Raw genomic sequence first — 24,941 nt, 5'->3', positions numbered from 1 at the left:
GTTAAGCGCGGTCTGGTCGACTGAGGCCGTGCTGAACCTGCTGTTCGCGACCATGCCCGTCCCCGGCCACGTGGCGCCGTTGCTGCCCATCGCCCGTGCGCTGACCGAGCGAGGCAACCACGTGCGCTGGTGCACCGGCCGTGTTTTCGCAGACCGGATCGCCGCCACCGGCGCGGAGTTCGTCGAGATGGACCCGTCGATCGACCACCAGGGCCGCAACGTCGACGAGTTGTTCCCCGAACGCGCCAAGCTCAAGGGCATCACCAAGCTGCGCTACGACATGACCGCGGTGTTCCTCGACCCGATCCCCACGCAGGTCGGCGACCTGCGGAAGGCGCTGGCCGAACGCCCGGCAGACCTCGTCCTGCACGACGCCGCGTACATCGGCGCGAGCGTGTTCGAACAGCTCGGAGGCCCGCGCGCCGTCAGCGTCGGCGTCATGCCGATGATGCTGCCCGCGCCGGACGTGCCGCCGTTCGGTCCGGGCCTGAAGCACCGGGCCGGCGCGCTTGCCCGGTTGCGGTACGCGGTCGTGCGCGGGCTGCTGGACAACGTGCTGTTCAAGCCCGTCCTCGACCACCGCGCCCGGATCCTCACCGGCCTGGGCCTGCCCGAGGGCGAGCGCGAACTCGCGACCGTGTCACCACACCTGCACCTGCAGAACGGCATCGCCGGCCTCGAACACCCGCGCTCGTTCATGCCGCCGCAGGTGCAGTTCGTCGGTGCGCTGGTCGACCCGGCACCGGCGGCCGCGCTGCCGGACTGGTGGCACCGCATGATCACCGCCGGACGCCCGATCGTGCACGTCACCCAGGGAACGGTCGCGGACACGGACCTCGGGCAACTCGTCCTACCCGTCATCCGCGCGCTCGCTGACGAACACGTCACCGTCGTCGCCAGCACCGGCGCGCACGACGTGGGCCCGTTGCCCGCCAACGCCTTCACCGCGCCGTTCCTGCCCTACGACAGGCTGCTGCCGGAACTCTCCGCCATGGTCACCAACGGCGGGTTCGGCGGAGTGCAGCTCGCGCTCGCACAGGGCGTCCCGCTGGTCGTGGCGGGCACGACGGAGGACAAGCCGGAGGTGGCCGCCCGCGTCGAACGGTCCGGCGCCGGGCTGAACCTGCGCACGTCGACTCCGTCGGAGAAGGCGATCAAGGCCGCGGTGCGCGAAGTGCTGCACGGCGGCACGTTCCGGCTGCGGGCACGCGAACTGGCGGCGGAGTACCGGCGGCACGACGCCGGCCCGCTCAGCGCCGACCACGTCGAACGGCTCGCGCGGGCCGGCGTGGCGCGGACCGGCTGATCCGGTGTCGCGCTCACCGCTGCGCGGACCGGCTGATCCGGCATTGCGCTCGCCGCGGCACGGATCCTTTTCGTGCCGCGGCGCGTCCCAGGTCCGAGTAACAGCGGGAGGCGCGAGATCGACTCCCTGAGCAGGGGGTCCCATGTCGCACTTGCCGCCACACCTGCCACCGGAGTACGGCGTCGCGCCGCCTTTGCACGACGAGGTGCGCAGGACCCGGAAGGGCCCGTGGATCTTCCTCCTGGTCATCGCACTGCTGGCCGTGGGCGGCGTGATGTACGGGCCTCGCGCGGTGGACGCGGTGCGCGACGCCGTTCAGCAGGCTGAACCGGAGCCCGGCCCGCTTTCGGTGGTGCCGGAGTCGTCTCCCGCACCGGCGAAGCGGACCGTCGTGTTCGAGGTGACCGGCACCGGCAAGGCCTTCAACGTCACCGCGACCGTCGGCGCGTCCATCCACAACGAGGCGGGCGTGACGCTGCCGTGGACGCGCACCGTCGAGGTGCCCGCCGGCCGCGCGTCCGAGTCCGTGATGCTCGTGGTGGTGGCGGGTTCGGACGGTGCCGAGGTGCACGGGAAGTACACGATCGACGGTGCGACTGTCCGCGAGGGCAAGGCTTCCGGGCCCTATGGCGTGCTGACGATCACCGACTCCTGAGCGCGGCCAGCGCCTTGTCCGCGTGCGCGTTCATGGAGAACTCGCTCTTGATCACCTCGATGATCTCCCGGCCGGCTCCGATGACGAACGTGTGCCGCTTGACCGGGATCGGCCCGAACCGGCGCCGCACGCCGTACTGCTCCGCGACGTCGCCGCCGGTGTCGGAGAGCAGCGGGTAGTCGAAGTTGTTCAGTTCGGCGAACTGCTTCTGCTTCGCCACGTCGTCCATCGAGATGCCGACGCGCTGGGCGCCCGCCTCCTCGAACTCCTTCGCGAGGTCGCGGAAGTGGCAGCTCTGCGCGGTGCACCCGGTGGTCATCGCGCCGGGGTAGAAGAACAGCACGACCGGGCCGGCCTCGAGCAGCGCCGACAGCTTGCGGTCGGTGCCGTCCTGGTCGGGCAGTGTGAAGTCGGGGGCGAGGTCGCCTGGCTTCATGGATCTCCAATACGCTCGGGCCGTGACCAGCATGTCCGACGTGGCCAAGGCCGCAGGGGTGTCCGCTGCGACCGTATCGCGTGCGCTGCGGGGCGAACCGGGCGTGTCCGAGGCGACCCGGCAGCACGTGAGCGAGATCGCGCGGCGGATGAAGTACGCGATCGCGCGTGACGCCTCCTCTTTGGCCGGTGGGCGCCGGTACGCGATCGCGGTGCTGACGTCCGAGGTCAGCCCTGTGCTGGCGGGCGCGGAGGGCGCGTTGCGGCAGGCCGGGTACGACGTGCTGCTCTACGTGCTGGGGGACGAGGACGCGCGCGCCAAGTTCTTCGGCGAGCTGCCGCTGGGGCGTCGTGTGGACGGTGTGCTGCTGCTGTCCCTGTCGTTGTCCCAGGTGGAGCAGGTCGCCTTGGAGTCGTTGGAGGTCCCGCACGTCACGGTCGACGACACCGACCTCCGCCACGCGCTGCGGACCGCCGTGTCCCACCTGCAAGGGCTGGGGCACCGCGACGTGGCCCTGGTGCTGGCCGACGGCGTCGACGAGTCGTACGACGAGATCCTGGTCGCCGCCGGGCTCGCCGTACGTCCCGAGTGGACGGTCTGGTGCTCGCCGACGGTCGACGGCGGCGAGCAGGTGGTGGACGTGCTGCTCGACGGCGAGCGCCTGCCGACCGCGGTGATCAGCTCGAACGGTGCCGCGGCGGTGGGCATCTTCCTGCGCATGCAGCGGGACGGGCGGGCGGTGCCGGACGAGGTGTCGATCGTGTCGCTCGACGGGCAGGAACTCACCCGCGTCGTCGGGCTGACCGCCGTCGAGGGGGCAGCGAAGGCGCAGGGGGAGCGGGCCGTCGCGGACCTGTTCACGCTGATCAGGGGCGGGGAGATCGAACCGGCGGAGCACCACGTGCGGCTGGTCGTGCGCAACTCCAGCGGGCCCGTCGCCTGAGTAGGGTGGCGGCCATGCCCGCCGAAGAACGCCTGACCGAGCTCGCCGCGCTGCCGATGACCCCCGGCTACGCGCACGCCGTGGCGGTCACCGGCAAGCTCGCGTTCATCTCCGGTCAGGTGGCGGTGGACGCGGCCGGGTGCGTGGTCGGGGTCGACGACCTGGCGGCGCAGACGCGGCAGGCACTGAGCAATCTTCATCACGTCATCCGGAGGTTTGGCGCCGACTGGTCGGATGTCGTGAAGTTCACCTGGTTCGTGCTCGACGCATCCGAGGTCCAGACGATTCGTGCCGTGCGTGACGAAATCCTGCGTCCCGCGCTGGGCGAGGTGCACAACCCCGCCAGCACACTGGTTCAGGTGGCGGCGTTGTTCGGGCCCGATTTCCTGGTGGAGGTCGAGGCCGTTGTGGCAATTCCAGGCGAAGCATCGGATGTCTAAGTAAAAGCACCTCTGCGTACGTGTCCCGACCGGCCTGCACCCATCGGGTGACCAGGGACCATTTGCTCTGGTAATGCGGACCGAGCTGTGACATAGCTTGTACCTGTGGAGCAGTTGGTGACGCGGCTGGCGGACGCTTGGGGCGTAGCCACTCGATACGAAAACGCGGACCAGCAAGAGGTTGCGGTCGATCGCGACGTCGTGGTCAAGATCCTCGCCCAGTTCGGAGTCGACGCGTCCACTGAGGACTCGGTCGTCCGCGAGCTCGCCGAGGTCGAGCGGCGCAGGGCCGAGCAGAAGCTCCCGCCCACGATCGTCATCCGCGAGTACGAGACGTACGACCTGGGCGGTCCCGCGACCATCGAGCTGGAGGACGGCACCTCGTTCGCCGTCGAACGGCACCTCCCCGACTCGGTGCCGCTCGGCTGGCACCGCGTGGTGACCGCGGACCAGACCGTCACGCTCGCCGTCGCGCCCAGGACGCTGCCCGAGGTCCCGCACACCTGGGGCTGGATGCTGCAGCTCTACGCCGCGCGCTCGAAGGAGTCGTGGGGGATGGGCGACTTCGCCGACCTCGCCACGATCGCCCGCAGGTCGGCCCTCGAACTCGACGCCGGCGTCGTGCTGGTCAACCCGGTGCAGGCCCCGAGCCCGACGCACCCCGTCGAGCGCTCGCCGTACTCGCCGACCAGCCGCCGGTTCGCGAACCCGCTGTACCTGCGCGTCACCGACACGGCCGAGTTCCTGCAGGCCTGCCCGCGCACCCGGCAGCTCATCCGCGACCTCAAACCCGCGAACCAGGACCTGATCGACTACGACGCCGTGTGGGACGCGAAGAAGCAGGCGCTCGAACTGCTCTTCCCCGGCGGCGAGGTCGAGATGGACGCCGAGCTGGAGAAGTTCGCGACCTACTGCGCGCTCGCCGAGGTCCACGGCAAGGACTGGCGCGAGTGGCCGGCCGACCGGGAGGACCCACCGGCCGAACGGGTCGCGTTCTACGCCTGGCTGCAGCACCTCTGCACCCGTCAGCTCCAGGACGTCCGGCTCGCCGCGCACGAGGCCGGCATGGCCGTCGGCGTCATCCACGACCTGCCGGTGGGCGTCGACCCCGGTGGCGCGGACACGTTCGCCGACCCCGACGCGTTCGCCATCGACGTCACGGTGGGCGCGCCGCCCGACGCGTTCAGCGCGGACGGCCAGGGCTGGGGCCTGCCGCCGTGGCGCCCGGACAGGCTCGCCGAGACCGGCTACCGGCCGTTCAGGCAGGTGCTGCGCAGCGTCCTGCAGCACGCGGACGGCATCCGCATCGACCACGTCGCGGGCCTGTGGCGGCTCTGGTGGATCCCGCCGGGCGAGCCGCCGTCGCGCGGCACGTACGTCTACTACGACGCGGACGCCATGCTCGGCGTGCTCGCGCTGGAGGCGTACCGGGCGGGCGCGGTCGTGGTCGGCGAGGACCTGGGCACGGTCGAGCCGGTCGTCACGAAGACGTTGCAGGAGAACGGCATGCTGACCAGCGCCGTCCTCTACTTCCAGCGCGACTACTACGCCGAGGGTCACCCGCTGATCCCGCCGTCGCAGTGGAACCCGAACCAGATGGCCAGCATCTCGACGCACGACCTGCCGACCGCGGCGACGTTCTTCGCCGGACCGGACGGCCCCGACTTCGACGAGCTGATGCGCCAGGAGGGCATCAAGCCCGCGGACAGGGTCGAGGGCGCCCACGAACTGCTCGCGCAGGCACCCTGCGCGTTGGTCCTGACTTCACCTCAGGACGCTCTGCGGGAAACCCGGCAGCCGAACGTGCCGGGCACGATCGACGAGCACCCGAACTGGAGAATCCCCCTGCCGGTGGACCTGGACGAGTTCTTCCCCCGCGTCCGCGAGGTCACCCGGCCGCTCCGCAGCCGCGGAAGATGAAACTTTTGCGTAACGGCAGGTCATAGACCTGAGGAGTACTGTAAGGCCGTCACCGGACGGCGGAAGACGAACGTTCTTGGAGGTGGCGTACCAGATGAGCTCAGCCGTGGGCACGCGGACATCGACCGGCGTGCTTGAACTGGCCGTCGAGCAGGTCCTCGCTTCGGTGAGACCCACTGCGCTCGGCGACCCGGTCGTCGGGGCACGGCGCGCGGAGGAATCCCTGCGCGACGCGCTGCGGGACGCCGGTCCCGTGGACGACAACACGGCCCTGCAGCACGCGCTGGCGTGCGCCGAGGCCGCGTGTGAACACCTGAAGTACGTGGAGATCCAGGAAGCCCGCACGTTGCTGACCGCCGCCCGCGGCCAGTTGGTGCTGGCGCACGAAGGGGTGTGACTGCGTCCGGTAGTCGCCGCAGGGTGACGATCACACGATCGAATCAAGCCGCTCCCACTCTCGTGAGAACCTTGCTGCAGCGGGCCGGAAACGTCAGTGCTCGCTCGTAGGGTTCGGGTGTGATCGTTCACCAGGCCTGCCGGTTCGCATCGAACCCGGCCCCGGCGCGGGCGCTGCCCGCACACCGCGGTGCCGCGAGGTTCGCGCGCGCTTCGGCGCACGCGCCGGCCGCGTCGCGCCGCAGGTCGTGCCGGCCCCGCTCACGGAGTTCCGTCAGCAGGAGTACGAAGCGCGCCGACTGGGTAGTTGTCTGGTCGTGGCAGCCCGCTGGTCCCCGTCGTCCAAGATCCGCTCGGATCGTGGCGCGGTGAAGGCCGGGCTGACACACCTGGAGCCCCGGCGGCCTGAACGGACGTGGCGCCCACCGGAAGTCCCGCTGCACGTGGGCTGGTGGCCTTGACGCGTCGTCCCCGCACCGGGTGACCGGACCGGATGAGAACCCGGCCTGCCGTGCCACAACGACGTGATGCCACGACGTTGTCGCACGGATATGGTCTTTTCAGCAGCTAGTTTCTTGCGACGAGGAGCATTGTGCGACCCTGGCCCGGTAGGCCCTACCCGCTTGGCGCCGGCTACGACGGAGTGGGCACCAATTTCGCCCTGTTCTCCGAAGTCGCGGAGTACGTCGAGCTCTGCCTCTTCGACGAGGACGGCACGGAGACACGCGTGCGGCTGCCGGAGGTGGACGGTTTCGTCCACCACGGCTACCTGCTCGGCGTGGGCCCGGGACAACGCTACGGATACCGCGTGCACGGTCCGCACGACCCGTCGCGAGGCCTGCGCTGCAACCCCAACAAGCTGCTGATCGACCCGTACGCCAAGGCCATCTCGAACGGCCTGTCGTGGGACGAGGCGCTGTACGGCTACAAGTTCGGGTCGCCGGACGAGCGCAACGACGACGACTCGGCGCCGTACGTGTCGAAGTCCGTGGTGGTGAACCCGTTCTTCGACTGGACGAACGACAGGCTGCCGAAGACGCCGTACAACGAGAGCGTCATCTACGAGGCGCACGTTCGCGGTCTCACCATCGACCACCCGGAGATCCCGCCGCGCCTGCGGGGCACGTACGCGGGTCTCGCGCACCCGGTGATGATCGACCACCTCGTCAAGACGGGCATCACCGCGGTCGAGCTGATGCCGGTGCACCAGTTCATCAGCGACCACACGCTGGCGGAGCGCAGGCTCAGCAACTACTGGGGCTACAACACGATCGGGTTCTTCGCACCGCACGACGGCTACGCCGCGTTGCCGCTCAACCAGGTGCAGGAGTTCAAGGGCATGGTCAGGGCCCTGCACCAGGCGGGCATCGAGGTCATCCTCGACGTCGTCTACAACCACACGGCGGAGGGCAACCACCTCGGGCCGACGCTGTCGATGCGCGGTATCGACAACGAGTCGTACTACCGGCTCGAGGACGACGACCCGCAGTACTACACGGACTACACGGGCACCGGCAACTCGCTGAACGTGCGCACGCCGCACACCCTGCAGCTCATCATGGACTCACTGCGGTACTGGGTCACCGAGATGCACGTCGACGGCTTCCGGTTCGACCTCGCGGCCACGCTGGCGCGCGAGTTCTACGACGTGGACAGGCTGGCGACGTTCTTCGAGGTCGTGCAGCAGGACCCGGTGGTGTCGCAGGTCAAGCTGATCGCCGAGCCGTGGGACGTCGGGCCAGGTGGCTACCAGGTCGGCAACTTCCCTCCACTGTGGACGGAGTGGAACGGCAAGTACCGCGACACGGTCCGCGACTTCTGGCGCGGTGAGCCCGCGACGCTCGGTGAGTTCGCCTCGCGCATCACCGGCAGCAGCGACCTCTACCAGGACGACGGCCGCAGGCCTTACGCGTCGATCAACTTCGTGACGGCGCACGACGGCTTCACGCTGAACGACCTGGTGTCGTACAACGAGAAGCACAACGAGGCCAACGGCGAGGACAACCAGGACGGCGAGAGCCACAACCGGTCCTGGAACTGCGGTGTCGAGGGGCCGACGGACGACGAGGAGATCCTCGCGCTCCGGCGCCGGCAGCGGCGCAACCTGATGGCGACGATGCTGCTGTCGCAGGGCGTGCCGATGATCGTGAACGGCGACGAGTTCGGCCGCACGCAGAACGGCAACAACAACGCCTACTGCCAGGACAACGAGGTCTCCTGGGTCGACTGGTCGCTGCTCGAGGCCAACGCCGAGCTGGCCGAGTTCACCTCGGCGCTCGCCGCGTTCCGCAAGGCGCACCCGGTGTTCCGGCGCCGCAGGTTCTTCGCGGGCCGGCCGATCCGCAAGGGTGAGGAACTGCGCGACATCGCGTGGTTCACGCCGGCGGGCGAGGAGATGACCGAGCAGAACTGGGAGGACGACTTCGGCAAGTGCATCGTCGTCTTCCTCAACGGCGAGGGCATCCCGGACCTCGACTCGCGCGGCATGCGGGTGGTCGACGACTCGTTCCTGATGGCGTTCAACGCGCACCACGAGGACATCCAGGTCACGTTGCCCGAGCCCGAGTACGGTCCCGAGTGGAGGGTCGTCGTGGACACCACGACCGGGGAGGTCGGCGGCAACGAGAAGCCGATCGCCGCGTCCGGGCAGCTGTCGCTCACCGCGCGGTCGCTCGTCGTGCTGCAGCGGGTGGGCTGATGGGCGCGCCGTCCTCGACCTACCGCGTCCAGTTCACCCCGTCGTTCACCTTCGCCGACGCCGCCGGCATCGCGGACTACCTGGCGCGCCTGGGAGTGGGCGCGCTGTACGGGTCGCCGATGCTCGACGCGCGGGAGGGCTCGACCCACGGCTACGACGTCACCGATCCGACTCGCGCGCGGCCCGAGCTGGGCGGCGACGCCGAGCGGGTCGCGCTGCAGGCCCGGCTGAAGGCGCTGGACCTCGGCCTGGTGGTCGACATCGTGCCGAACCACATGGTCGTGCCGAACCCGTGGTGGGAGGACGTGCTCGCACACGGCCAGGCCTCGAAGTACGCGCGGTACTTCGACATCGACTGGTCGTCGGGCAAGGTGCTGCTGCCCGTGCTGGGCGAGGACGCTCCCGACGAGGTCCACGAGCACTACCTGAAGGCGAACTGGCGGCGCGGGAACACCGAGCTGAACTACCGCAGGTTCTTCGACATCACCGAGCTCGCGGCGGTGCGGGTCGAGGATCCCGAGGTGTTCGAGGCGACGCACCGGGAGGTGTTGTCGTGGGGTGTGACGGGGTTGCGCATCGACCACCCGGACGGGCTCGCCGACCCCGGCGGCTACTTCCGGCGGCTGCGCGAGCACTTCGACGGCTGGCTGGTCGTGGAGAAGATCCTCGGGCCGGACGAGTCGCTGCCGCAGAGCTGGCCGGTCGACGGCACCACGGGCTATGACGCGCTGCGCGAGATCTGCGGCGTGTTCATCGCACCCACGGACGCCTACGAAGGCGACTTCCACTCGGTCGAGCACTCCTCACGGCAGCAGGTCGCGGACTCCATCCTGGTGGCGGAGGTGCGCCGCATCGCGCGCCTCGTCGAAGGGGTGGAGTTCGAGGAGGCGTGCCGGGCGGTCGCCGAGGTGATGGTCAACTTCCCGGTCTACCGGTCGTACCTCCCGGAAGGCCTCGGGCACTGGGAGACCGCGGTCAGGCTGAGCAGGTCGCCCGCCGTGCGCGCGCTGGACGAGCAGGTCCGCGCCGATCCTCACGGCGAGCTGGCGACCAGGATCCAGCAGACGTCCGGCATGGTCGTCGCGAAGGGCACCGAGGACACGGCGTTCTACCGGTACACGAACTTCGTGGCGCTCAACGAGGTCGGCGGCTCGCCGGACAGGTTCGGCCTGCCCGTCAGCGAGTTCCACCAGCGCGCGGCGCGGCGTGAGTCCGCCGAGCCGGCCGCGATGACGGCGCTGTCGACGCACGACACGAAGCGTTCGGAGGACGTGCGGGCGAGGCTCGCCGTGCTCGCGGAGATCCCGGACGCCTACCTCGCGTTCGAGGCCGGGATGAGCCAGAAGCACGGCCTCTCCGAACCGACGCTGAACCGCCTGGCGTGGCAGTCGGTCGTCGGCGCGTGGCCGCTCACCGAGGAACGGCTGGGCCAGTACCTGGAGAAGGCGTCGCGCGAGGCGAAGATCAAGACCTCGTGGGTCGACCGGAACGCCGAGTTCGACGCCGAGGTGGCCGCGTGGCCGGCGAAGGCGCTGAACGAGCCCGAGGTCGCCGCGTTCGCCGAACGGATCAAGGCTCCCGGCTGGTCGAACTCGCTGGGGCAGAAGCTGGTCCAGCTCACCGCGCCGGGCGTGCCGGACGTGTACCAGGGCACCGAGCTGTGGGACTTCTCACTGGTCGACCCGGACAACCGCAGGCCCGTCGACTACGACGTGCGCCGGGACCTGTTGGCACGCATCGAGTCCGGCTGGCTGCCGGAGGTAGACGACTCGGGCGCGGCCAAGCTCCTCGTGGTGCAGAAGGCCTTGCACGTGCGCAAGCGCGGCCTGCACGGCTACCGGCCGCTGCACGCCGAGGGCCCGGCCGCCGAGCACGTGCTGGCGTTCGAACGGTCCGGGGTGATCACGGTGGCGACGAGGCTGCCGGTCGGCCTGGAGCAGAAGGGCTGGCAGGACACGGTTCTGCCGTTGCCGGGTGCGAAGTGGACGGACGTCCTCACCGGGCGTCCGGCGACGGAGGACCTGGCGTCGTTGCTCGACACCTATCCGGTAGCGCTGCTGGTGCAGGGGGATCAGTGAGCTTCTCCGTCTGGGCGCCGACGCCCGAGTCGGTGCACGTCCGCGTCGACGGTGCCGACCACGAGATGAAGCGCGACGGCGACTGGTGGCGTTCCGACGTCGAGTCGCCGGAGGGCACGGACTACGCGTTCGTCATCGAAGGTCAGGCGTACCCGGATCCGCGGTCGCTCTGGCAGCCGGGCGGGGTGCACGAGGCCTCGCGGGTGTACTCCCACGAGTTCGCGTGGACCGACAGCGGGTGGACCGGCCGGGCGCTGCCCGGTGGCGTGATCTACGAGCTGCACATCGGCACGTTCACGCCCGAGGGCACGTTCGACGCGGCCATCGGCAAGCTCGACCACCTGGTGGACCTCGGCATCTCGTTCGTCGAGGTCATGCCGGTCAACAGCTTCGACGGCGTCGAGGGCTGGGGTTACGACGGCGTGCTGTGGGGCGCCGTCCACCAGCCCTACGGCGGGCCGGACGGGTTCAAGCGGTTCGTCGACGCGTGCCACGCGCGTGGCCTGGCCGTGCTGCTGGACGTCGTCTACAACCACCTCGGGCCGTCCGGTGCGTACCTCGACAAGTTCGGGCCGTACTTCGCCGGGCGCAACGACTGGGGCCCCGGGCTGAACCTGGACGGGCCGGGCTCCGACGAGGTGCGCCGGTACGTCATCGACAACGCGGTGCAGTGGTTGCGGGACTTCCACGTCGACGGGCTGCGGCTCGACGCCGTGCACGCGCTGGCCGACCAGAGGGCGACCCACGTCCTCGAGGAGATGGCCGCCGAGGTGGACGCCCTGTCGGCGTCCGCCGGCCGTCCGCTCACGTTGATCGCCGAGTCCGACCTGAACGACGCCAGGCTCGTGACGTCGCGCGAAGCCGGCGGCTACGGCCTGCAGGCGCAGTGGTCGGACGACCTGCACCACTGCCTGCACGTCGCGCTGACCGGCGAGACCTTCGGCTACTACGAGGACTTCGCGGCGCCGGGAGCGTTGAAGAACACGCTGGAGAAGGTGTTCTTCCACGCCGGCACCTGGTCGTCGTTCCGTGAGAAGCACCACGGCAAGCCGGTCGACACCGCGCTGATCCCCGGTTACCGGTTCCTCGCGTACACGCAGAACCACGACCAGATCGGCAACCGGGCCACCGGCGACCGGCTGACCGCGTCCGTGTCGACGGGAAAGTTGTTGTGTGCAGCGGCAATCGTGCTGACTTCGCCGTACACGCCCATGATCTTCATGGGGGAGGAGTGGGCGGCGTCCACCCCGTGGCAGTTCTTCGCGTCGTTCCCGGACCCGCAGCTCGCGGAAGCCGTCCGGACCGGCCGCAGGCGCGAGTTCTCACGGCACGGATGGGGCGAATCCGACGTTCCGGACCCGATGTCGCCCCAGACGGTCGAGAACTCGCGTCTGCGCTGGGACGAGGTGCGGGAGGGTGATCACGCCGAAGTCCTGGAGACCTACAAGGCCCTGATCGCGTTGCGCCGCTCCCGCCCGGAGCTGGCCGACCCGCGACTGGACAGGTTCGTCGTGAAGCAGGACGGGGAGTGCTTCGTGTTGCACCGCGGAGCGATCCGCGTGGTGGTGAACCTCGGCACGACCCCCGTCCCGCTGCCTCACGGAGAAGTGCTGCTCGCCTCCTCGGCGAACCCGTCGTCGCTTCCACCGGACTCGTTCGCGGTCGTCGCGTCGACGTGATCCCACAACATCTGGTCGGCCAGGTCGACGGGCCGACCCAGGTACGCGTGCACGAACGCCGTGACCAGCCGGTCCGCGGCGACGTGCAGCTTGATGTTGTGGTGCTGGGAGATGTGCACCAGCAGCTGGAAAGCCTGCTGGGGTGTGCAGGGTTTGCGTGCGGCGATCAGGCCCGTGGCCTGCCCGATGACAGTCCGGGACACCAGAGCCTTGCGCAGCCCCGCCACCTCGGCCTCGAGGGCGGTGATTCTCGCGGACGACACCGCCGGCTCCTTTCGCGTCGTCGTGTCACAGCGGCATGCCGGTGTGACGACGGTGCTCGGGAGCTGCATTGCGAAAGGCGGGCACACCCAGGGCAAGCCGTCACATCGGCTTGCGGCTGGGTTCTCAACCGCGAGTGATCACCTTATCAACTGTTTCGGACGGTGCTCGCCGGGTAACCGAGTTGCATGGGTGCCGATGAGAAGTTCGAGAACAAGGCCGAAGAACTCAAGGGTCGTGCGAAGGAAGCCGTCGGCGACGCCACCGACAACGAGCAGTGGCAGGCCGAGGGCCGCGCGGAGCGCGCCAAGGCCGACATCAAGCAGGCCGGCGAGAAGGTCAAGGATGCCTTCCGCTCGGACAAGTAGCGGTCCTGGCAAGAACGCGGATGCCGCCCAGTACGTCCCCGAGGGGGCGGACTGGGCGGCTTTGCGTTCTGCGGCCGTGGGGTGTCACGGGTGCGAGCTCTACCGGGACGCGACGCAGACAGTCTTCGGGGAGGGCCCGGTACCGGCCCGCCTGATGGCGGTCGGGGAGTGTCCGGGTGATCGCGAGGACACCGAAGGGCACGTGTTCGTGGGGCCCGCCGGGAGGTTGCTGGACAAGGCGTTCGAGGCCGCCGGCATAGATCGCTCGAAGGCGTACCTGACGAACGCGGTGAAGCACTTCCGGTTCACCGAGCGCGGGAAGCGCCGGATCCACCAGCAGCCCCGGCGCAGCGAGGTCGTGGCGTGCTTCCCCTGGCTGCGCGAGGAGATCCGGGTGGTGAAGCCCTGGCTCGTGGTCGTGCTGGGGGCCGTGGCGGCCAAGGCGGTGCTGGGGCCGTCGTTCAAGCTGACCGAGCACCGCGGTGAGGTGCTGGAGCACGACGGGCTGAAGGTCGGGGTGACGGTGCACCCGTCGTCCGTTGTTCGAGCGGAGAACTTCAGCGAGGCGTTCGACGCGTTCGTCGCGGACCTGAAAGCCCTGAAGACGCCCTGAAACGGGACAACCCCCGGACGACTCCTGCGCGAGCAGGCCGAGCGGGACCAGCGCTCGAAGTCCGGGGGTCGGGTGGCTGCCTGGGTTTACGACTAGGCGTCACCAAAAGGCGGTCCTATCGGACAGCCACCTCACGAGTCCTGTTGCTATACAACTTCGGACCACCTCCTCTCGTGTGTAAGACGAACCTACGTCGAGCCCGGCGGGGCTCGCAACGGACTTTTCTCACGTCACCCAGGGCGCCCGTTTCGCGTAGAATCCGCAGGCATGGTGCGCATCCCACTGACGTCGCTGGAACGGGAGCGCGGCAGGCGGCTCGGTCAGCTGCTGCGGGACGCCCGCGGCGAGGCGAGCATGGTCGAGATCGCGGCACGCGCCGGCCTGTCCGCCGAGACCGTGCGCAAGATCGAGACGGGACGCGCCCCCACGCCGTCGTTCTTCACCATCGCCGCCCTCGCCGGTGCGCTCGGGATCTCGCTGGATTCCATCAACGAACTGCTGACCCCGCAGAGCCGATCGGCCTGATCGCGAAGAATTCGCTCGGTCGAGTTACCACTAAAGTTTGAGATCGCCGGCAATTCAGCGGACGACCTTGACGTCCCATCGCACCCCGTGTTCGGGTGGATCGCGAGATTCGCTCTTCTCGAAGCAGGGGGAAATGGTGAAATTCATTTCAGCTGTGATCGCTGCGTTCTTCGCGTTCGTTCTCGTCGGCGCGCCCGTGGCGACCGCAACACCGGAAGCGCAGATCAGCAGGGGTGAGGTGCTCAAGCGGGCGGCCACGTGGCTGACCGCGAACAACGGCAAGCAGGTGCCGTACAGCATGTCCAAGTACTGGAAGGACGGCTATCGGCAGGACTGTTCGGGTTTTGTCTCGATGGCCGCGACACTGGGGAACGCCAATCCCAAGGGTGGACCGAACACCGTCGCTCTCGCCACCAGCAAGTACACGACCCCGATCAAGATCGCCGATCTCAAGCCGGGTGATCTCTTCATCGACCCGGTCGACGAACCCGGCGACGACTTCCGCCACGTCGTGATCTTCGAGAAGTGGACGAAGGCCGACAAGTCGCAGTACATGGCCTACGAGCAACGCGGCAGCCACGGCACCGACCACCGCGCGCTCACGTACGGCCTGACGAACACCAAGTACAAGCCCTACCGGTTGAAGAACGTCACGGGCTGAGCGTCAGGTCCGGTCGTGGTGGCGCAGGCGCAAGGCCGACCTGCTCAGCGCCACCGCCGCGACCACGGCGACGAGCACGCCCGTGGACAGGATCTGCCCGCGGGCCTGCTCGTCGCTCAGCATCAGCACGATGACGCCGGCGATCGCGGCCAGCGCCAGCCAGGAGAGGTACGGATAGCCCCACATGGGGACCGCCGGGTTCTCCATCGTGCGGCGCAGCCGGATCTGCGAGATGGCGATGAACCCCCAGACGACCAGCAGCGCCGAGCCCACCGCGTTGAGCAGCAGCAGGAACACCGTGTCCGGCCACAGGTAGTTGAGGAGCACGGAGAAGAACCCGAACGCCGTGGAGGCCAGCACCGCGTTGCGCGGCACACCGTTCTTCTTGGCCAGCAACGCTTTCGGGGCCTCGCCGCGCTCGGCCAGTGAGCTCAGCATGCGCGCGGCGCCGTAGAGCGTGGCGTTGATGGCGCTCAGCAGCGCCACGAAGATGACGACGTTCATGATCTGCCCGGCCGCCGGGATCCCGATCCGGTTCAGCACCGCGACGTACGGGCTCGCGCCGACCTCGGAGTCGTTCCACGGCAGGAGCGTCACGACGACGGCCATCGAGCCGAGGTAGAACACGAGCAGCCGGGTCATGGACGTCCGGACGGCCTTCTTGACGGCGTGCCGGGGGTTTTCGGCGTCGGCGGCCGCGATCGTGACGACCTCCAGCCCGCCGAACGCGAACACCACCGCCATGAACCCGGCGATGACGCCTCCCCAGCCGTGGGGCAGGAAGTCGCTCAGGTTCTGCGTGCCGGGGGAGTCGACGCCGGGGAGCAGGCCCGCGATGGCCGCGGCCCCCAGCGCGAGGAAGAGGACGATCGCGGCGACCTTGAGGCCCGCGAACCAGAACTCGAACTCGCCGAAGTTGCGGACGCCCACGAGGTTCACCGCGGTGAGCGCGCTCATGAAGATCAGCACCCACACCCACTGCGGCACCGCGGGCACCCAGCCCGACGCGATCTTGGCAGCGCCGGTCGCCTCGACCGCGAGCACCACACCGACCGCCGCCCAGTAGGTCCAGCCGACCGTGAACCCGGCCCAGGGCCCGATCGCCTTTTCCGCGTGCACGGAGAACGCGCCGCCGCTCGGGTGCTCGGCCGCCATTTCCCCGAGCATGCGCAGGACGAGCAACGCCAGAATTCCGGCGAGACCGAACGAGATGAGCACCGCCGGTCCGGCGAGCGCGATGCCGGCGCCCGTCCCGACGAAGAGGCCCGCTCCGATCACGCCTCCCAGCGCGATCATGGTGACATGCCGTTCCCGCAGGTGACTCACGCTCTCCAGCCCCGTTCGAGTGTGCCGATGGCGGGCCGATAGTGAGTTCAAGGCGGCGGAGAGTCAAATCGTGTGATCGGAGTTACACCGTACTGAAACAAGTGAGGGTGAGATCCATGAACTCGCCTAAGGGAGTACTACCGGCCGGAGTTCTGCCGCAGCTCGACACGTTCGCCGGCGCGCTCGAGCGCTACTCAGGCTGGGGGTGGCTGGTGCTGCGGTCGGAGAACCGCCTGCTGCTGACCACCGACCACGCGGTGTCCGCCGTGGAGATGGCGGCGGGGATCGGCCGGGAGGTGCAGGACTACCTGTCCGTGCGGATGCTGGGCGGCCCGGTGGTGGTGCTGCCTTCGGCCGCGGGGGCTCCCGGGCGATGGCTCGTCCTCACCGAGTCCGCGGACGAGGCGTCGCAGGTGAACCTGATCCGGTTGCGGGCGCGGGGCGCGCTGACGCACCGGCTGGGGACGCTCGTGCCGTTGCCGCCGTCGCGGATCGACGGGGGCGGGGTCCGGTGGCACGGCGAGGTGCCGGCCGCGAAGCCGTTCGTGCCGCCGTTCTCCGCCGTGGTGGCGGCACTGAGGGCGGTCACGGAGACCGCCGGGCTCCGGTGACTCTTCGCACAGTCGTAACGGCGCGATTCGCCATCCGGGTCTTCCAGGACTTTCACGATCACTGAATCGATTTCCGATCATGCCTGGGAACGCTTTGTTACGCGTAGGTGATCGGCCTATTCTTGCGCTGTTCTTGACGCTTCGGAATCGAGATAGAGCCGTCACCCCGACTGCTCTGGGTTATCTTCGGCTACCCCCGATTGCGATGTAAATTCACTCCACAGGACGCGTCTGAGGCTCTACGGTTCATGAGGTCGGACACCAACGGAAGGAGCTGGGCATGGACGGCTACGAGATTCTCGCCGACGAGGACGGGCACGTTCGCGGTTACGACTAGACATCACTCATCGGCTGCGTGAGGGAGTCACCCCGAAGCGACTCCCTCGGCCCGAATGCGGACCAGTTGTTCGTTCTTCGCGAGGAATGCGTCCAAGCCTGTTTCGTGCCGGGCGTCAGGCAGGCCGCGGTCGCGCGGTCGTGCTCGCGCGGACCACGAGCGTCGTCGGGAGCTCCCGGTGCTCGGCCGGTCCGCCGTCGAGCAGCGAGGCGAGGAGGTCGACGGCGACCTCGCCGGCGGCCTCGGTCGGCATGTGGACCGTCGTCAGCGCTGGGGAGCACATCGTCGCGTAGAGGATGTCGTCGAACCCAGTCACGCTGATCTGCTCCGGCACCTTCACGTCGTGCGCCGCGAGGTAGGCCAGCACGCCCAGCGCGATCAGGTCGTTGTAGCAGATGAACGCCGTCGCACCGGTGCTGAGCGCCTGCTCGGCGGCGGCGTAGCCGCCGTTGAAGTTCGGTTCGAACGAGCCGAGCAGCCGAGCACGGCCGGCGAGGCCCTGCATCCTGCGGTCGTTCGACCACGCCGCCGCGGGGCCGCCCAGGTAGACGTGGTCCTCGTGGCCCAGCGACTCCAGGTGCGCGACCACCTGGTCCATGCCGGAGGCGCTGTCCATCAGGACCGACGAGACACCCGGCACGATGCGGTTGATCAGCACGAGCGGCGTCACCGCCGCCAGGTCGACGATCGTGTCGTCGGACAGCAGCGACGCGCACAGCACCACGCCGTCGACCTGCGCCGCCATCGTCCGCACGAGCTCGGCCTCGGTGTCCGGGTCCTCCCTGCTGTCGCAGAAGAACACCGAGGTGCCCGCCTCGCCCGCCCTCGTCTGCACGCCCCGCAGGATCGAGGGGAAGAACGGGTTGAGCAGGTCGGGCACCACGATGCCGAGGTTCCCGGTGCGGCCGGTGATCAGGCTTCGCGCCGCCCGGTTCGGCTGGTAACCGAGCCCGGCGACGACGTCCAGGACCCGTTGCCGGGTGGCCTCCTTGACGAGTCCCGGTGCGCTCAGAGCGCGCGAGACGGTCGAAACGGAGACCTGAGCCTGGAGTGCGACATCCCTGATCGTGACGGCCACGGGCAAATCATCGCAGTCAAGGTCAAGAACGAACCCGTCCGCCGGTCACAGCTCCAGTCCGGTCAGCACGAGGACGCGCTGTTCGGTCAGGTCGTCCATGGCCGCGCGCAGACCCTCCCGGCCGATGCCGGACTCCTTCACACCGCCGTACGGCATCTGGTCCGCCCGGTAGCTCGGCACGTCGCCGACGATCACGCCGCCGACCTGGAGCCGTTGCGCGGCACGGAAAGCCAGCCGCACGTCCGTGGTGAACAGGCCCGCCTGCAGGCCGTACCGGGACGCGTTGACGCGGTCGAACGCCTCTTCGACGCTGTCCACCCGCGTGAGCGTCACGACCGGGCCGAACACCTCCTCGGCGTTGACCTTCGAGTCCTCCGGCACGTCGGTCAGCACGGTGGGCGCGTACGTGCGGCCGTCACGCGTTCCGCCCGTCAGCACCGTGGCGCCGGCTTCGCGCACCCACGACTCGACGCGGTCGGCCGCGGCGTCGTTGATCAACGGGCCGACGTCCCCGGCCACGTCGAGCTTGTTCACGTGCTGCACGACGGCTTCCGAGACGGCGTCGTACACGTCGGTGTGCACGTAGACGCGCTGCACCGAGATGCACGACTGACCGGCCTGGTACATCGAGAACGTGGCGATGCGCTGCGCCGCGAACTCGAGGTCCTGCCAGTCGGGGGCGACGATCGCGGCCGCGTTGCCGCCCAGTTCGAGGGTGACGTGCTTGCGCGGCACGCGTTCCTTGATGCCCCAGCCGACCGGGCCGGAACCGGTGAACGAGACCACCGGCAGGCGCGGGTCCTCGACCAGGGCTGCCGTGTCCTCATTGGACAGGTGCAGGATCGCGAAGGCGCCGTCGGGCAGGTGGGTCTCGGCCAGCAGTTCGCCGAGCAGGAACGCGACCTTCGGCGTGGCGGGCGCGGGCTTCAGCACGATCGGCGCGCCGACGGCCAGTGAGGGCGCCACCTTGTGCGCCACCAGGTTCAGCGGGAAGTTGAACGGCGCGATGCCCAGCACCGGACCGCGCGGCACCCGGCGCACCAGCGCGAGACGGCCTTCGGCGGACGGGTCGGTGTCGAGGCGCTGCAACTCGCCGGAGAACCGGCGAGCCTCCTCCGCGGCCCAGCGGAACGTGGAGATCGCACGGGTCACCTCGACGCGTGCCCACTTCAGCGGCTTGCCGGAGTCGTCGTTGATGGCCTGCCCGAACTCCTCGGCGCGCTCGCCCAGGCGTCGCGACACGTGGTCCAGGGCGGACGCGCGGCGGTGCGCGGGCAACGCGGCCAGTTCGGGTGCGACGGCGTGCGCCTTCGCGACGGCGTTCTCGACGTCTTCGGGGGTGTGGAAGTCGATCATGCGAGCAGAGCTCCTTCGAGCACGTCGAGTCCTTCGGCGAGCAGGTCGCCGGGGATGACCAGCGGGGGCAGCAGGCGGATCACGTTGCCGTAAGTGCCGCACGTCAGCACTACGACACCCTGTTCGTGGCACGCCTTCGCGACGCGCGCGGCGACGTCGGGCGTGCGTTCGGTGAACTCGATGGCGAGCATGGCGCCGCGGCCGCGGACGTCCGCGATGACGTCCGTCTTCTCCGCGACCGTCCTCAGCCGGCCCAGCACCGTCTCCTCGATGCGGCGGGCAGCGGCGTTGAGGTCGCGCTCGCGCATCGTGCGGAGGGCGCCCAGCGCGGCCGCGCACGCCACCGGGTTGCCGCCGTAGGTGCCTCCGAGACCGCCGACGTGCACGGCGTCCATGATCTCGGCGCGGCCGGTGACGGCCGCGAGCGGCAACCCGCCCGCGATGCCCTTGGCCGTGGTGATCAGGTCCGGCACCACACCCTCGTGGTCGAGCGCGAACCACGAACCGGTGCGGCAGAAGCCGGTCTGGATCTCGTCGGCGACGAACAGCACGCCGCGTTCCCGGCACCACCGCGCGATCGCCGGCAGGAAGCCCTCGGCGGGTTCGATGAACCCGCCCTCGCCCTGGATCGGCTCGATCACGACGGCTGCGGTGTCGTCCGCGGCCACCTGCTTCTCGACGGCGGCGATCGCCCTGGCCGCCGCTTCGGGACCGGTCAGGCCGTCGTGCAGCGGGTAGGACGCCGGCACGCGGTAGACCTCGGGAGCGAACGGCCCGAACCCGTGCTTGTACGGCATGTTCTTGGCGGTCAACGCCATCGTGAGGTTCGTGCGGCCGTGGTAGCCGTGGTCGAACACCACGACGGCCTGCCGGCCGGTGACGTGCCGGGCGATCTTGACCGCGTTCTCGACGGCCTCGGCGCCGGAGTTGAACAGCACCGACCGCTTCTCGTGGTCTCCCGGGGTCAGCTCGTTGAGCTGCTCGCAGACCTCGAGGTAGCTCTCGTACGGCGTGACCATGAAACAGGTGTGGCTGAACCTGTCGATCTGCGCGCGCACGGCCTCGGCCACGGCGGGGGCGGGGTTGCCGGCGTTCGTCACGGCGATGCCGGAGCCCAGGTCGATCAGCTGGTTGCCGTCGACGTCGATCAGCAGGCCGTCGTCGGCGGAGTCGATGTAGACGGGCAGCGTCGAACCGACCCCGGCGGCGACCGCGCCCTTGCGCCGCGCCTGGAGCTCCAGGGACTGGGGACCGGGGATCGCGGTCACCAGCCGATTCTTGGGCAGCAGACGCGTCATGTGCCCAGCATGGCCCTGGTCAGCGGCAGGCGCAGTGTCTGAAATGGCGATCTGCACGGGTCAGGTTGTACAAAGTGGCACATGCCCATCACGGTGCGGGAACTCGCGGGGAAGCTGGCGTTGCCGGTGCTGGCAGGAGACGTGTCGAGGCCGGTCGGGTGGGTGCACGGCACGGAGCTCGCGGATCCCACCCCGTTCCTGGAGGGCGGCGAGCTGCTGCTCACGACAGGCCTCAACGCCCTGCGGGACGGGTACGTCGAACGGCTCGTGCGCGCGGGGGTCGTCGGACTCGGCTTCGGCACCGGTCTGGGCCACGACGTCGTGCCGCCCGCGTTGGTGGAGGCGGCCGCGGAAGTGGGACTGGGACTCGTCGAGGTGCCGCGCGACGTGCCGTTCATCGCGATCAGCAAGGCGGTGTCGAAGGCGCTCGCCGCCGACGAGTACGCGGCGCTGACCAGGACCAGCGAAGCCCAGCGCGCACTCACCAGAGCCGCGGTGAGGACCGGTGCCGGGGGAGTGGTGCGCAGGCTCGGCCAGTGGATCGACGGCTGGGCCGTGCTGCTCGACGTGGCCGGCCGGCCCGTGCACGCCCACAACCCACGGCTCGTCCCGGACCTGACCGCCGAGCTCGCCCGCCTGAAGGCCGCGGGCGGCCTGGCCAGCGCCGCGTTCGAGCTGGACGGCGTGCACGTGTTCCTCCAGGTCCTCGGCAGCCGCGCCCGAGGCGTTCTGGCGGTCGGCACCGCCAGGCCGGAGCCGGGGATCGTCAACACGGCGGCGTCGCTGCTCGTCGTCGCACTGGCCCAGCACGACTCCGTCGACGCGGCCAGGAGAGAACTCCGTGCCGGCCAGTTCCGGATGCTGCTCGCGGGGCTCGCGGTCGACGGACTGCCCGGCCGGTTCCGGGTCTTCCTCGCCGCCGGACCACCGGACGACGACGTGTTCTGGGCCGAGCACGACGGCGACTTCGTCGTGCTCACCGATGAGTTCGACGGCTTTGCCTCGTCCGAAGTGGACCAGCCCGGCGTCGCGCGGGGGTACCGCGAGGCCCGCCAGGCGCGGAATGCCGGCGTCCGCACGTTCGAGGAGCTCGCCGGGAACCTGCCGCTGCCGGACGGCTTCGCCGACGCGTTGCTGCGCCCGCTCGACGCGGAAACCCGTGCGACGCTTCGAGTGTGGCTGGCACACCACGGCGCGTGGGACCCGGCGGCGGCGGAACTGGGCGTGCACCGGCACACGGTGCGCAACCGGGTGCGCAGGGCCGAGCAGGCGCTGAACCGTTCGCTCGACTCGCCCGGCCTGCGCGCGGAACTGTGGCTAGCCCTGCACCGCGAAGGTCAGTGAGGCGGTGTAGCCGGAGCCGGCGTCGCCCGACATCGTCGCCATCTGGTGGTCGACGCCGTCGCGGAACACCATGTCCTGCTTCAACGAGGTCCGCGACATGTTCTGCACGCTCTGCGTGTACCCGGTCGTGCCGTAGACCTCCTTGCACGTCGTCTCGGGCAGCGCGAGCTGCGAGGTCGTGATCTTGTTGCCGGCCTTGGTCGCCTCGGCGAGGCTCGGGTAGACCTCGAAGTGGATGTGCGGCCAGCGTCCCGCGTACGCGCCGGGGAAGACGCTGACGAACGTCAGCTTGCCGGACGCGTCGGCCTCCTGGACCCCGCGCAGGAAGTTCTCGTTCTTCACGCGGTCCGAGTACATCGAGTAGTCGCCGTTGATGTCGCAGTGCCACAGGTAGACCGCGGCACCCGCGAACGGCTTGCCGTCGTCGTTCTGGACCGTCAGGTCGATGGTCAGCCGCACACCCTCGGCCGTGCGGCTGGAGGAACCGAAGCTGGAACGGATGTCCGAACGCACGATTCCGCTCTGCGTCAACGCGTTCGGGCCGTTGGAACCATCGCCGGGGTAGGGGCCGGCGGTCTCCTCGGGGATGGTCTCCAGCGGCGAGCCGCCGGCCGTGGTGGACGAGCCGGTGGTGGTGGTCGAGGTCGCGGTGGTGGTCGACGGGGTGCAGGCCACGAGCGTGAGGCCCGCGCCGCCGAGCAGCGACAACGCCCGCCTGCGCCCGATGAGCGTGGCGAGGTCGAACTGGAGGCCGCGGTCGTGGTTGTCCGTCATGCGACCCAGACTGCGGCCGAATCCTGTGAGCCGCCTGTGGACGAGCTGTTGAGGAGATAGCAGCCGAACTCACTCACGCAGCCCGAACTCCGGCAGGGTCAGCGCGGAGTGCTCGGGGCGCGCGGCCTCGGCGGGCATCGTCTCGCGTGAACGCAGGGCGGCGTTGCGCGCGGCCAGTGCCTCGGCGGTGCCGGGGAACAGTTCCGCGTTGCCGACGTCGACCAGGTTCTGGTTCGCCTCGACGAACGGCCGGATCGTGCGCTCGTAAGCCCCGAAGTCGTTCATGTTGCCCGCCAGCACGTAGGCACCGACCAGCGCGAGGCTCGACCCCTGCCCGGTGAGGAACGACGGGGCGTGCGCGGCGTCCCCGGCCAGCGCGACGCGGCCGGACGACCAGCGCGGCATGCGGATCTGGCTGACCGCGTCGAAGAACAGGTCATCGGCCTCGTGCATCGCCTTGACCAGCTGCGGCACCTCCCAGCCGTCGCCGCCGAACACCTCCTCCACGAGGTCGCGCTGGGCCTGCGGGTCGCGGAAGGCGCGGAACGGGGCCTCGGCGCGCGCGAAGCTCAGGAAGCCGTGCATGGAGTCGTTCGAACCGACGGCGTACAGCGCGGCGGCGCGGCCGGGTTCGTTCCACAGCAGGGCTTCCCGCCTCAGGCCGAGGTGGTTGGGGAGCGTGAAGCCCGCGAAGCAGTAGCCGAGGTAGCGGTGGAACCGCTCCTCCGGCCCGAACGTCAGCTCGCGCACCACCGAGTGCAGCCCGTCGGCGCCGATCACGTGGTCGTAGGTGCGTTCGAGGCCGCTGCGGAACGTCACGTCCACGCCGCCGGGGTGCTCGTTCATGGCGACGATGGTGTTGTCGAAGAGGAACTCCACGTCGTTGCGCACGACGGCATAGAGGATCTCGGCCAGGTCGCCGCGCCGGACCTCCAGATCATTGCCGTCGCCACCGGTGAGCGCCTCCGGCCGGACCGACGCGACCTGGGCGCCGCCGGCGTCGAGGAACGTGATCCGGCGGGTGTCGACGTGGGCCTCGCGCAGCCGGGGGAGCAGGCCCATCCGCTCGACCACTCCCAGCGCGGTGCCGCGGATGTCGATCGGGTAGCCGCCGCCGCGCAGGGCGTGGGACTTCTCCACGACGGTGACGTCGAAGCCGCGCCGCCGCAGCCAGAACGCGAGCGCGGGGCCGGCGATGCTGGCGCCGGAGATCAGGACCGAACTCATGGTGCCTCCAGATAACTAACTTAGGTATCCTTTTTCGGATCAGGATGATCGCTACCGTGATGCGCGACTGACGTGAGCATATACCTAAGTTAGGTAAGTAAGGTGTGAGATGAGCGGCCTGGACCCCGCGGCGATGCTGCCGCAACTGATGCAACTGGGCACCGTGCTCAACCGCAGCCAGCTGATCGAGCGGGCGGTGGAGCACGCCGGGCTCCGGATCGACCGCCCCGGCCTGACCGTGCTCATCACCCTGCGCATGGCCGACCGGCCGTTGCGGGTGGGGGAGATCGCCACACGGATGCAGGTCGTCGGCCCTCACGTCACGAGGCACCTGCACGACCTGGAGCGCGCTGATCTGGTCCGTCGCGTCACCGATCCCGACGACCAGCGCGCGCGTCTCGTCGAGCTCACCGAGAAGGGCGCCGGGGCGTCCGGGCGTTATCTGGAGGCCCTCCTCGGCTGGTTCGCCGAGGCCGTCGCCGACTGGTCCGAGGAGGACAAGACGGCGTTCGGCCGATTGCTCACCCGGTTCGTCGACGACCTCCAGGCGCACCTCGTCCGGGACTGAGCGAAACCCTCCGAGCCGTTTCCGGCCCCGCGTCAACGGCCGC

At 69.5% G+C, this 24,941-nt stretch carries 24 protein-coding genes; 16 read left to right on the top strand and 8 right to left on the bottom strand.

The genetic code is table 11. The annotated features are described in order from the left end of the window. Positions 1–28 precede the first annotated feature (28 nt). A complete protein-coding gene (locus tag DFR72_RS41915) occupies positions 29–1,306 on the top strand; it encodes a glycosyltransferase (protein ID WP_090065150.1) in 1,278 nt (425 codons plus the stop codon). Between the two features lie 142 nt (positions 1,307–1,448). After that, positions 1,449–1,961: an MmpS family transport accessory protein gene (locus DFR72_RS41910; protein ID WP_090065149.1), complete on the top strand. Its 513-nt coding sequence runs from the start codon at positions 1,449–1,451 to the stop codon at positions 1,959–1,961. Here DFR72_RS41910 and DFR72_RS41905 read toward each other — a convergent pair. After that, positions 1,948–2,397 carry a peroxiredoxin gene (locus tag DFR72_RS41905; protein WP_090065148.1) on the bottom strand — a complete coding sequence of 150 codons (450 nt, stop codon included), beginning with the start codon at positions 2,395–2,397 and terminating at the stop codon, positions 1,948–1,950. The two genes, DFR72_RS41910 and DFR72_RS41905, sit on opposite strands and share 14 nt — an antisense overlap. Positions 2,398–2,428: 31 nt before the next feature. Here DFR72_RS41905 and DFR72_RS41900 point away from each other — a divergent pair, with 31 nt between their 5' ends. The 7 genes from DFR72_RS41900 (at position 2,429) to treZ (ending at position 12,551) form a co-directional block, all read left to right on the top strand. After that, complete coding sequence (locus DFR72_RS41900) at positions 2,429–3,340, top strand: LacI family DNA-binding transcriptional regulator (protein WP_090065278.1); 912 nt, start codon at positions 2,429–2,431, stop codon at positions 3,338–3,340. A gap of 14 nt (positions 3,341–3,354) precedes the next feature. Continuing rightward, positions 3,355–3,780, top strand: a complete 426-nt coding sequence (locus DFR72_RS41895; RefSeq protein ID WP_090065277.1) for a RidA family protein — start codon at positions 3,355–3,357, stop codon at positions 3,778–3,780. A 105-nt stretch (positions 3,781–3,885) separates the two neighbouring features. After that, on the top strand, positions 3,886–5,700 hold the full coding sequence (locus DFR72_RS41890) for a 4-alpha-glucanotransferase (protein WP_090065147.1): 1,815 nt from the start codon (positions 3,886–3,888) through the stop codon (positions 5,698–5,700). Between the two features lie 94 nt (positions 5,701–5,794). Further along, a complete protein-coding gene (locus DFR72_RS41885) occupies positions 5,795–6,097 on the top strand; it encodes a hypothetical protein (protein ID WP_090065276.1) in 303 nt (100 codons plus the stop codon). Between the two features lie 591 nt (positions 6,098–6,688). Beyond that, the gene (gene glgX / locus DFR72_RS41880) at positions 6,689–8,794 is read left to right on the top strand and encodes a glycogen debranching protein GlgX (protein ID WP_090065146.1); all 2,106 of its coding nucleotides are present in this window, start codon (positions 6,689–6,691) and stop codon (positions 8,792–8,794) included. Continuing rightward, a complete protein-coding gene (gene treY, locus DFR72_RS41875) occupies positions 8,794–10,872 on the top strand; it encodes a malto-oligosyltrehalose synthase (protein ID WP_090065145.1) in 2,079 nt (692 codons plus the stop codon). The genes glgX and treY overlap by 1 nt, the downstream gene beginning before the upstream one ends. Beyond that, positions 10,869–12,551, top strand: coding sequence for a malto-oligosyltrehalose trehalohydrolase (treZ, locus tag DFR72_RS41870; RefSeq protein ID WP_090065144.1), 1,683 nt, complete (start codon positions 10,869–10,871; stop codon positions 12,549–12,551). Before treY ends, treZ begins: the two co-directional genes overlap by 4 nt. Here the strand turns inward: treZ and DFR72_RS41865 are convergent. After that, positions 12,470–12,814 (bottom strand): ANTAR domain-containing protein, encoded by a 345-nt coding sequence (locus DFR72_RS41865; RefSeq protein WP_245983899.1) that lies wholly within the window; start codon positions 12,812–12,814, stop codon positions 12,470–12,472. The two genes, treZ and DFR72_RS41865, sit on opposite strands and share 82 nt — an antisense overlap. Positions 12,815–13,000: 186 nt before the next feature. On the opposite strand from DFR72_RS41865, the gene DFR72_RS41860 reads away from it, so the two are divergent. From DFR72_RS41860 to DFR72_RS41845, 4 genes are all read left to right on the top strand, one after another. Further along, positions 13,001–13,180: a CsbD family protein gene (locus DFR72_RS41860; RefSeq protein ID WP_090065142.1), complete on the top strand. Its 180-nt coding sequence runs from the start codon at positions 13,001–13,003 to the stop codon at positions 13,178–13,180. Then, positions 13,158–13,793 carry a UdgX family uracil-DNA binding protein gene (locus DFR72_RS41855; RefSeq protein WP_090065141.1) on the top strand — a complete coding sequence of 212 codons (636 nt, stop codon included), beginning with the start codon at positions 13,158–13,160 and terminating at the stop codon, positions 13,791–13,793. The genes DFR72_RS41860 and DFR72_RS41855 overlap by 23 nt, the downstream gene beginning before the upstream one ends. A 267-nt stretch (positions 13,794–14,060) precedes the next feature. Continuing rightward, entirely contained in the window at positions 14,061–14,318 is a 258-nt protein-coding gene (locus DFR72_RS41850) for a helix-turn-helix domain-containing protein (RefSeq protein ID WP_090010909.1), read from the top strand. A 154-nt stretch (positions 14,319–14,472) separates the two neighbouring features. Continuing rightward, a complete protein-coding gene (locus DFR72_RS41845) occupies positions 14,473–14,979 on the top strand; it encodes an NlpC/P60 family protein (protein ID WP_090065140.1) in 507 nt (168 codons plus the stop codon). A gap of 3 nt (positions 14,980–14,982) precedes the next feature. Here DFR72_RS41845 and DFR72_RS41840 read toward each other — a convergent pair whose 3' ends face one another. Beyond that, the gene (locus DFR72_RS41840) at positions 14,983–16,275 is read right to left on the bottom strand and encodes an amino acid permease (RefSeq protein WP_090065139.1); all 1,293 of its coding nucleotides are present in this window, start codon (positions 16,273–16,275) and stop codon (positions 14,983–14,985) included. A 146-nt stretch (positions 16,276–16,421) separates the two neighbouring features. Here DFR72_RS41840 and DFR72_RS41835 point away from each other — a divergent pair, with 146 nt between their 5' ends. Then, positions 16,422–16,916: a hypothetical protein gene (locus tag DFR72_RS41835; protein ID WP_090065138.1), complete on the top strand. Its 495-nt coding sequence runs from the start codon at positions 16,422–16,424 to the stop codon at positions 16,914–16,916. A gap of 452 nt (positions 16,917–17,368) precedes the next feature. Here DFR72_RS41835 and DFR72_RS41830 read toward each other — a convergent pair whose 3' ends face one another. Genes DFR72_RS41830 through gabT form a run of 3 tightly spaced genes read right to left on the bottom strand, consistent with a single transcriptional unit; the run spans position 17,369 to position 20,985 of the window. After that, positions 17,369–18,331 (bottom strand): LacI family DNA-binding transcriptional regulator, encoded by a 963-nt coding sequence (locus DFR72_RS41830; RefSeq protein ID WP_090065137.1) that lies wholly within the window; start codon positions 18,329–18,331, stop codon positions 17,369–17,371. A 45-nt stretch (positions 18,332–18,376) separates the two neighbouring features. Then, complete coding sequence (locus DFR72_RS41825; RefSeq protein ID WP_425459944.1) at positions 18,377–19,789, bottom strand: aldehyde dehydrogenase family protein; 1,413 nt, start codon at positions 19,787–19,789, stop codon at positions 18,377–18,379. Beyond that, positions 19,684–20,985 (bottom strand): 4-aminobutyrate--2-oxoglutarate transaminase, encoded by a 1,302-nt coding sequence (gabT, locus tag DFR72_RS41820; RefSeq protein ID WP_090065135.1) that lies wholly within the window; start codon positions 20,983–20,985, stop codon positions 19,684–19,686. The genes DFR72_RS41825 and gabT overlap by 106 nt, the downstream gene beginning before the upstream one ends. Positions 20,986–21,066: 81 nt before the next feature. Here gabT and DFR72_RS41815 point away from each other — a divergent pair, with 81 nt between their 5' ends. Further along, on the top strand, positions 21,067–22,329 hold the full coding sequence (locus DFR72_RS41815; protein WP_090065134.1) for a PucR family transcriptional regulator: 1,263 nt from the start codon (positions 21,067–21,069) through the stop codon (positions 22,327–22,329). Here DFR72_RS41815 and DFR72_RS41810 read toward each other — a convergent pair. Both DFR72_RS41810 and DFR72_RS41805 read right to left on the bottom strand, forming a co-directional pair. Continuing rightward, complete coding sequence (locus DFR72_RS41810) at positions 22,303–23,103, bottom strand: dioxygenase family protein (RefSeq protein ID WP_090065133.1); 801 nt, start codon at positions 23,101–23,103, stop codon at positions 22,303–22,305. The two genes, DFR72_RS41815 and DFR72_RS41810, sit on opposite strands and share 27 nt — an antisense overlap. Before the next feature lie 69 nt (positions 23,104–23,172). Beyond that, positions 23,173–24,330 carry an FAD-dependent monooxygenase gene (locus DFR72_RS41805; RefSeq protein ID WP_090065132.1) on the bottom strand — a complete coding sequence of 386 codons (1,158 nt, stop codon included), beginning with the start codon at positions 24,328–24,330 and terminating at the stop codon, positions 23,173–23,175. 109 nt (positions 24,331–24,439) lie between these two features. Between DFR72_RS41805 and DFR72_RS41800 the strand changes: the two genes are divergently transcribed. Further along, positions 24,440–24,898, top strand: a complete 459-nt coding sequence (locus DFR72_RS41800; protein ID WP_211335747.1) for a MarR family winged helix-turn-helix transcriptional regulator — start codon at positions 24,440–24,442, stop codon at positions 24,896–24,898. Positions 24,899–24,941 lie beyond the last annotated feature (43 nt).

Source organism: Lentzea flaviverrucosa (genome assembly GCF_003350445.1).
GTDB classification, from domain to species: Bacteria; Actinomycetota; Actinomycetes; order Mycobacteriales; family Pseudonocardiaceae; genus Lentzea; species Lentzea californiensis.
Note: the sequence above shows the minus strand (reverse complement) of the source record. Positions and strands in the feature narration are given on the sequence as shown.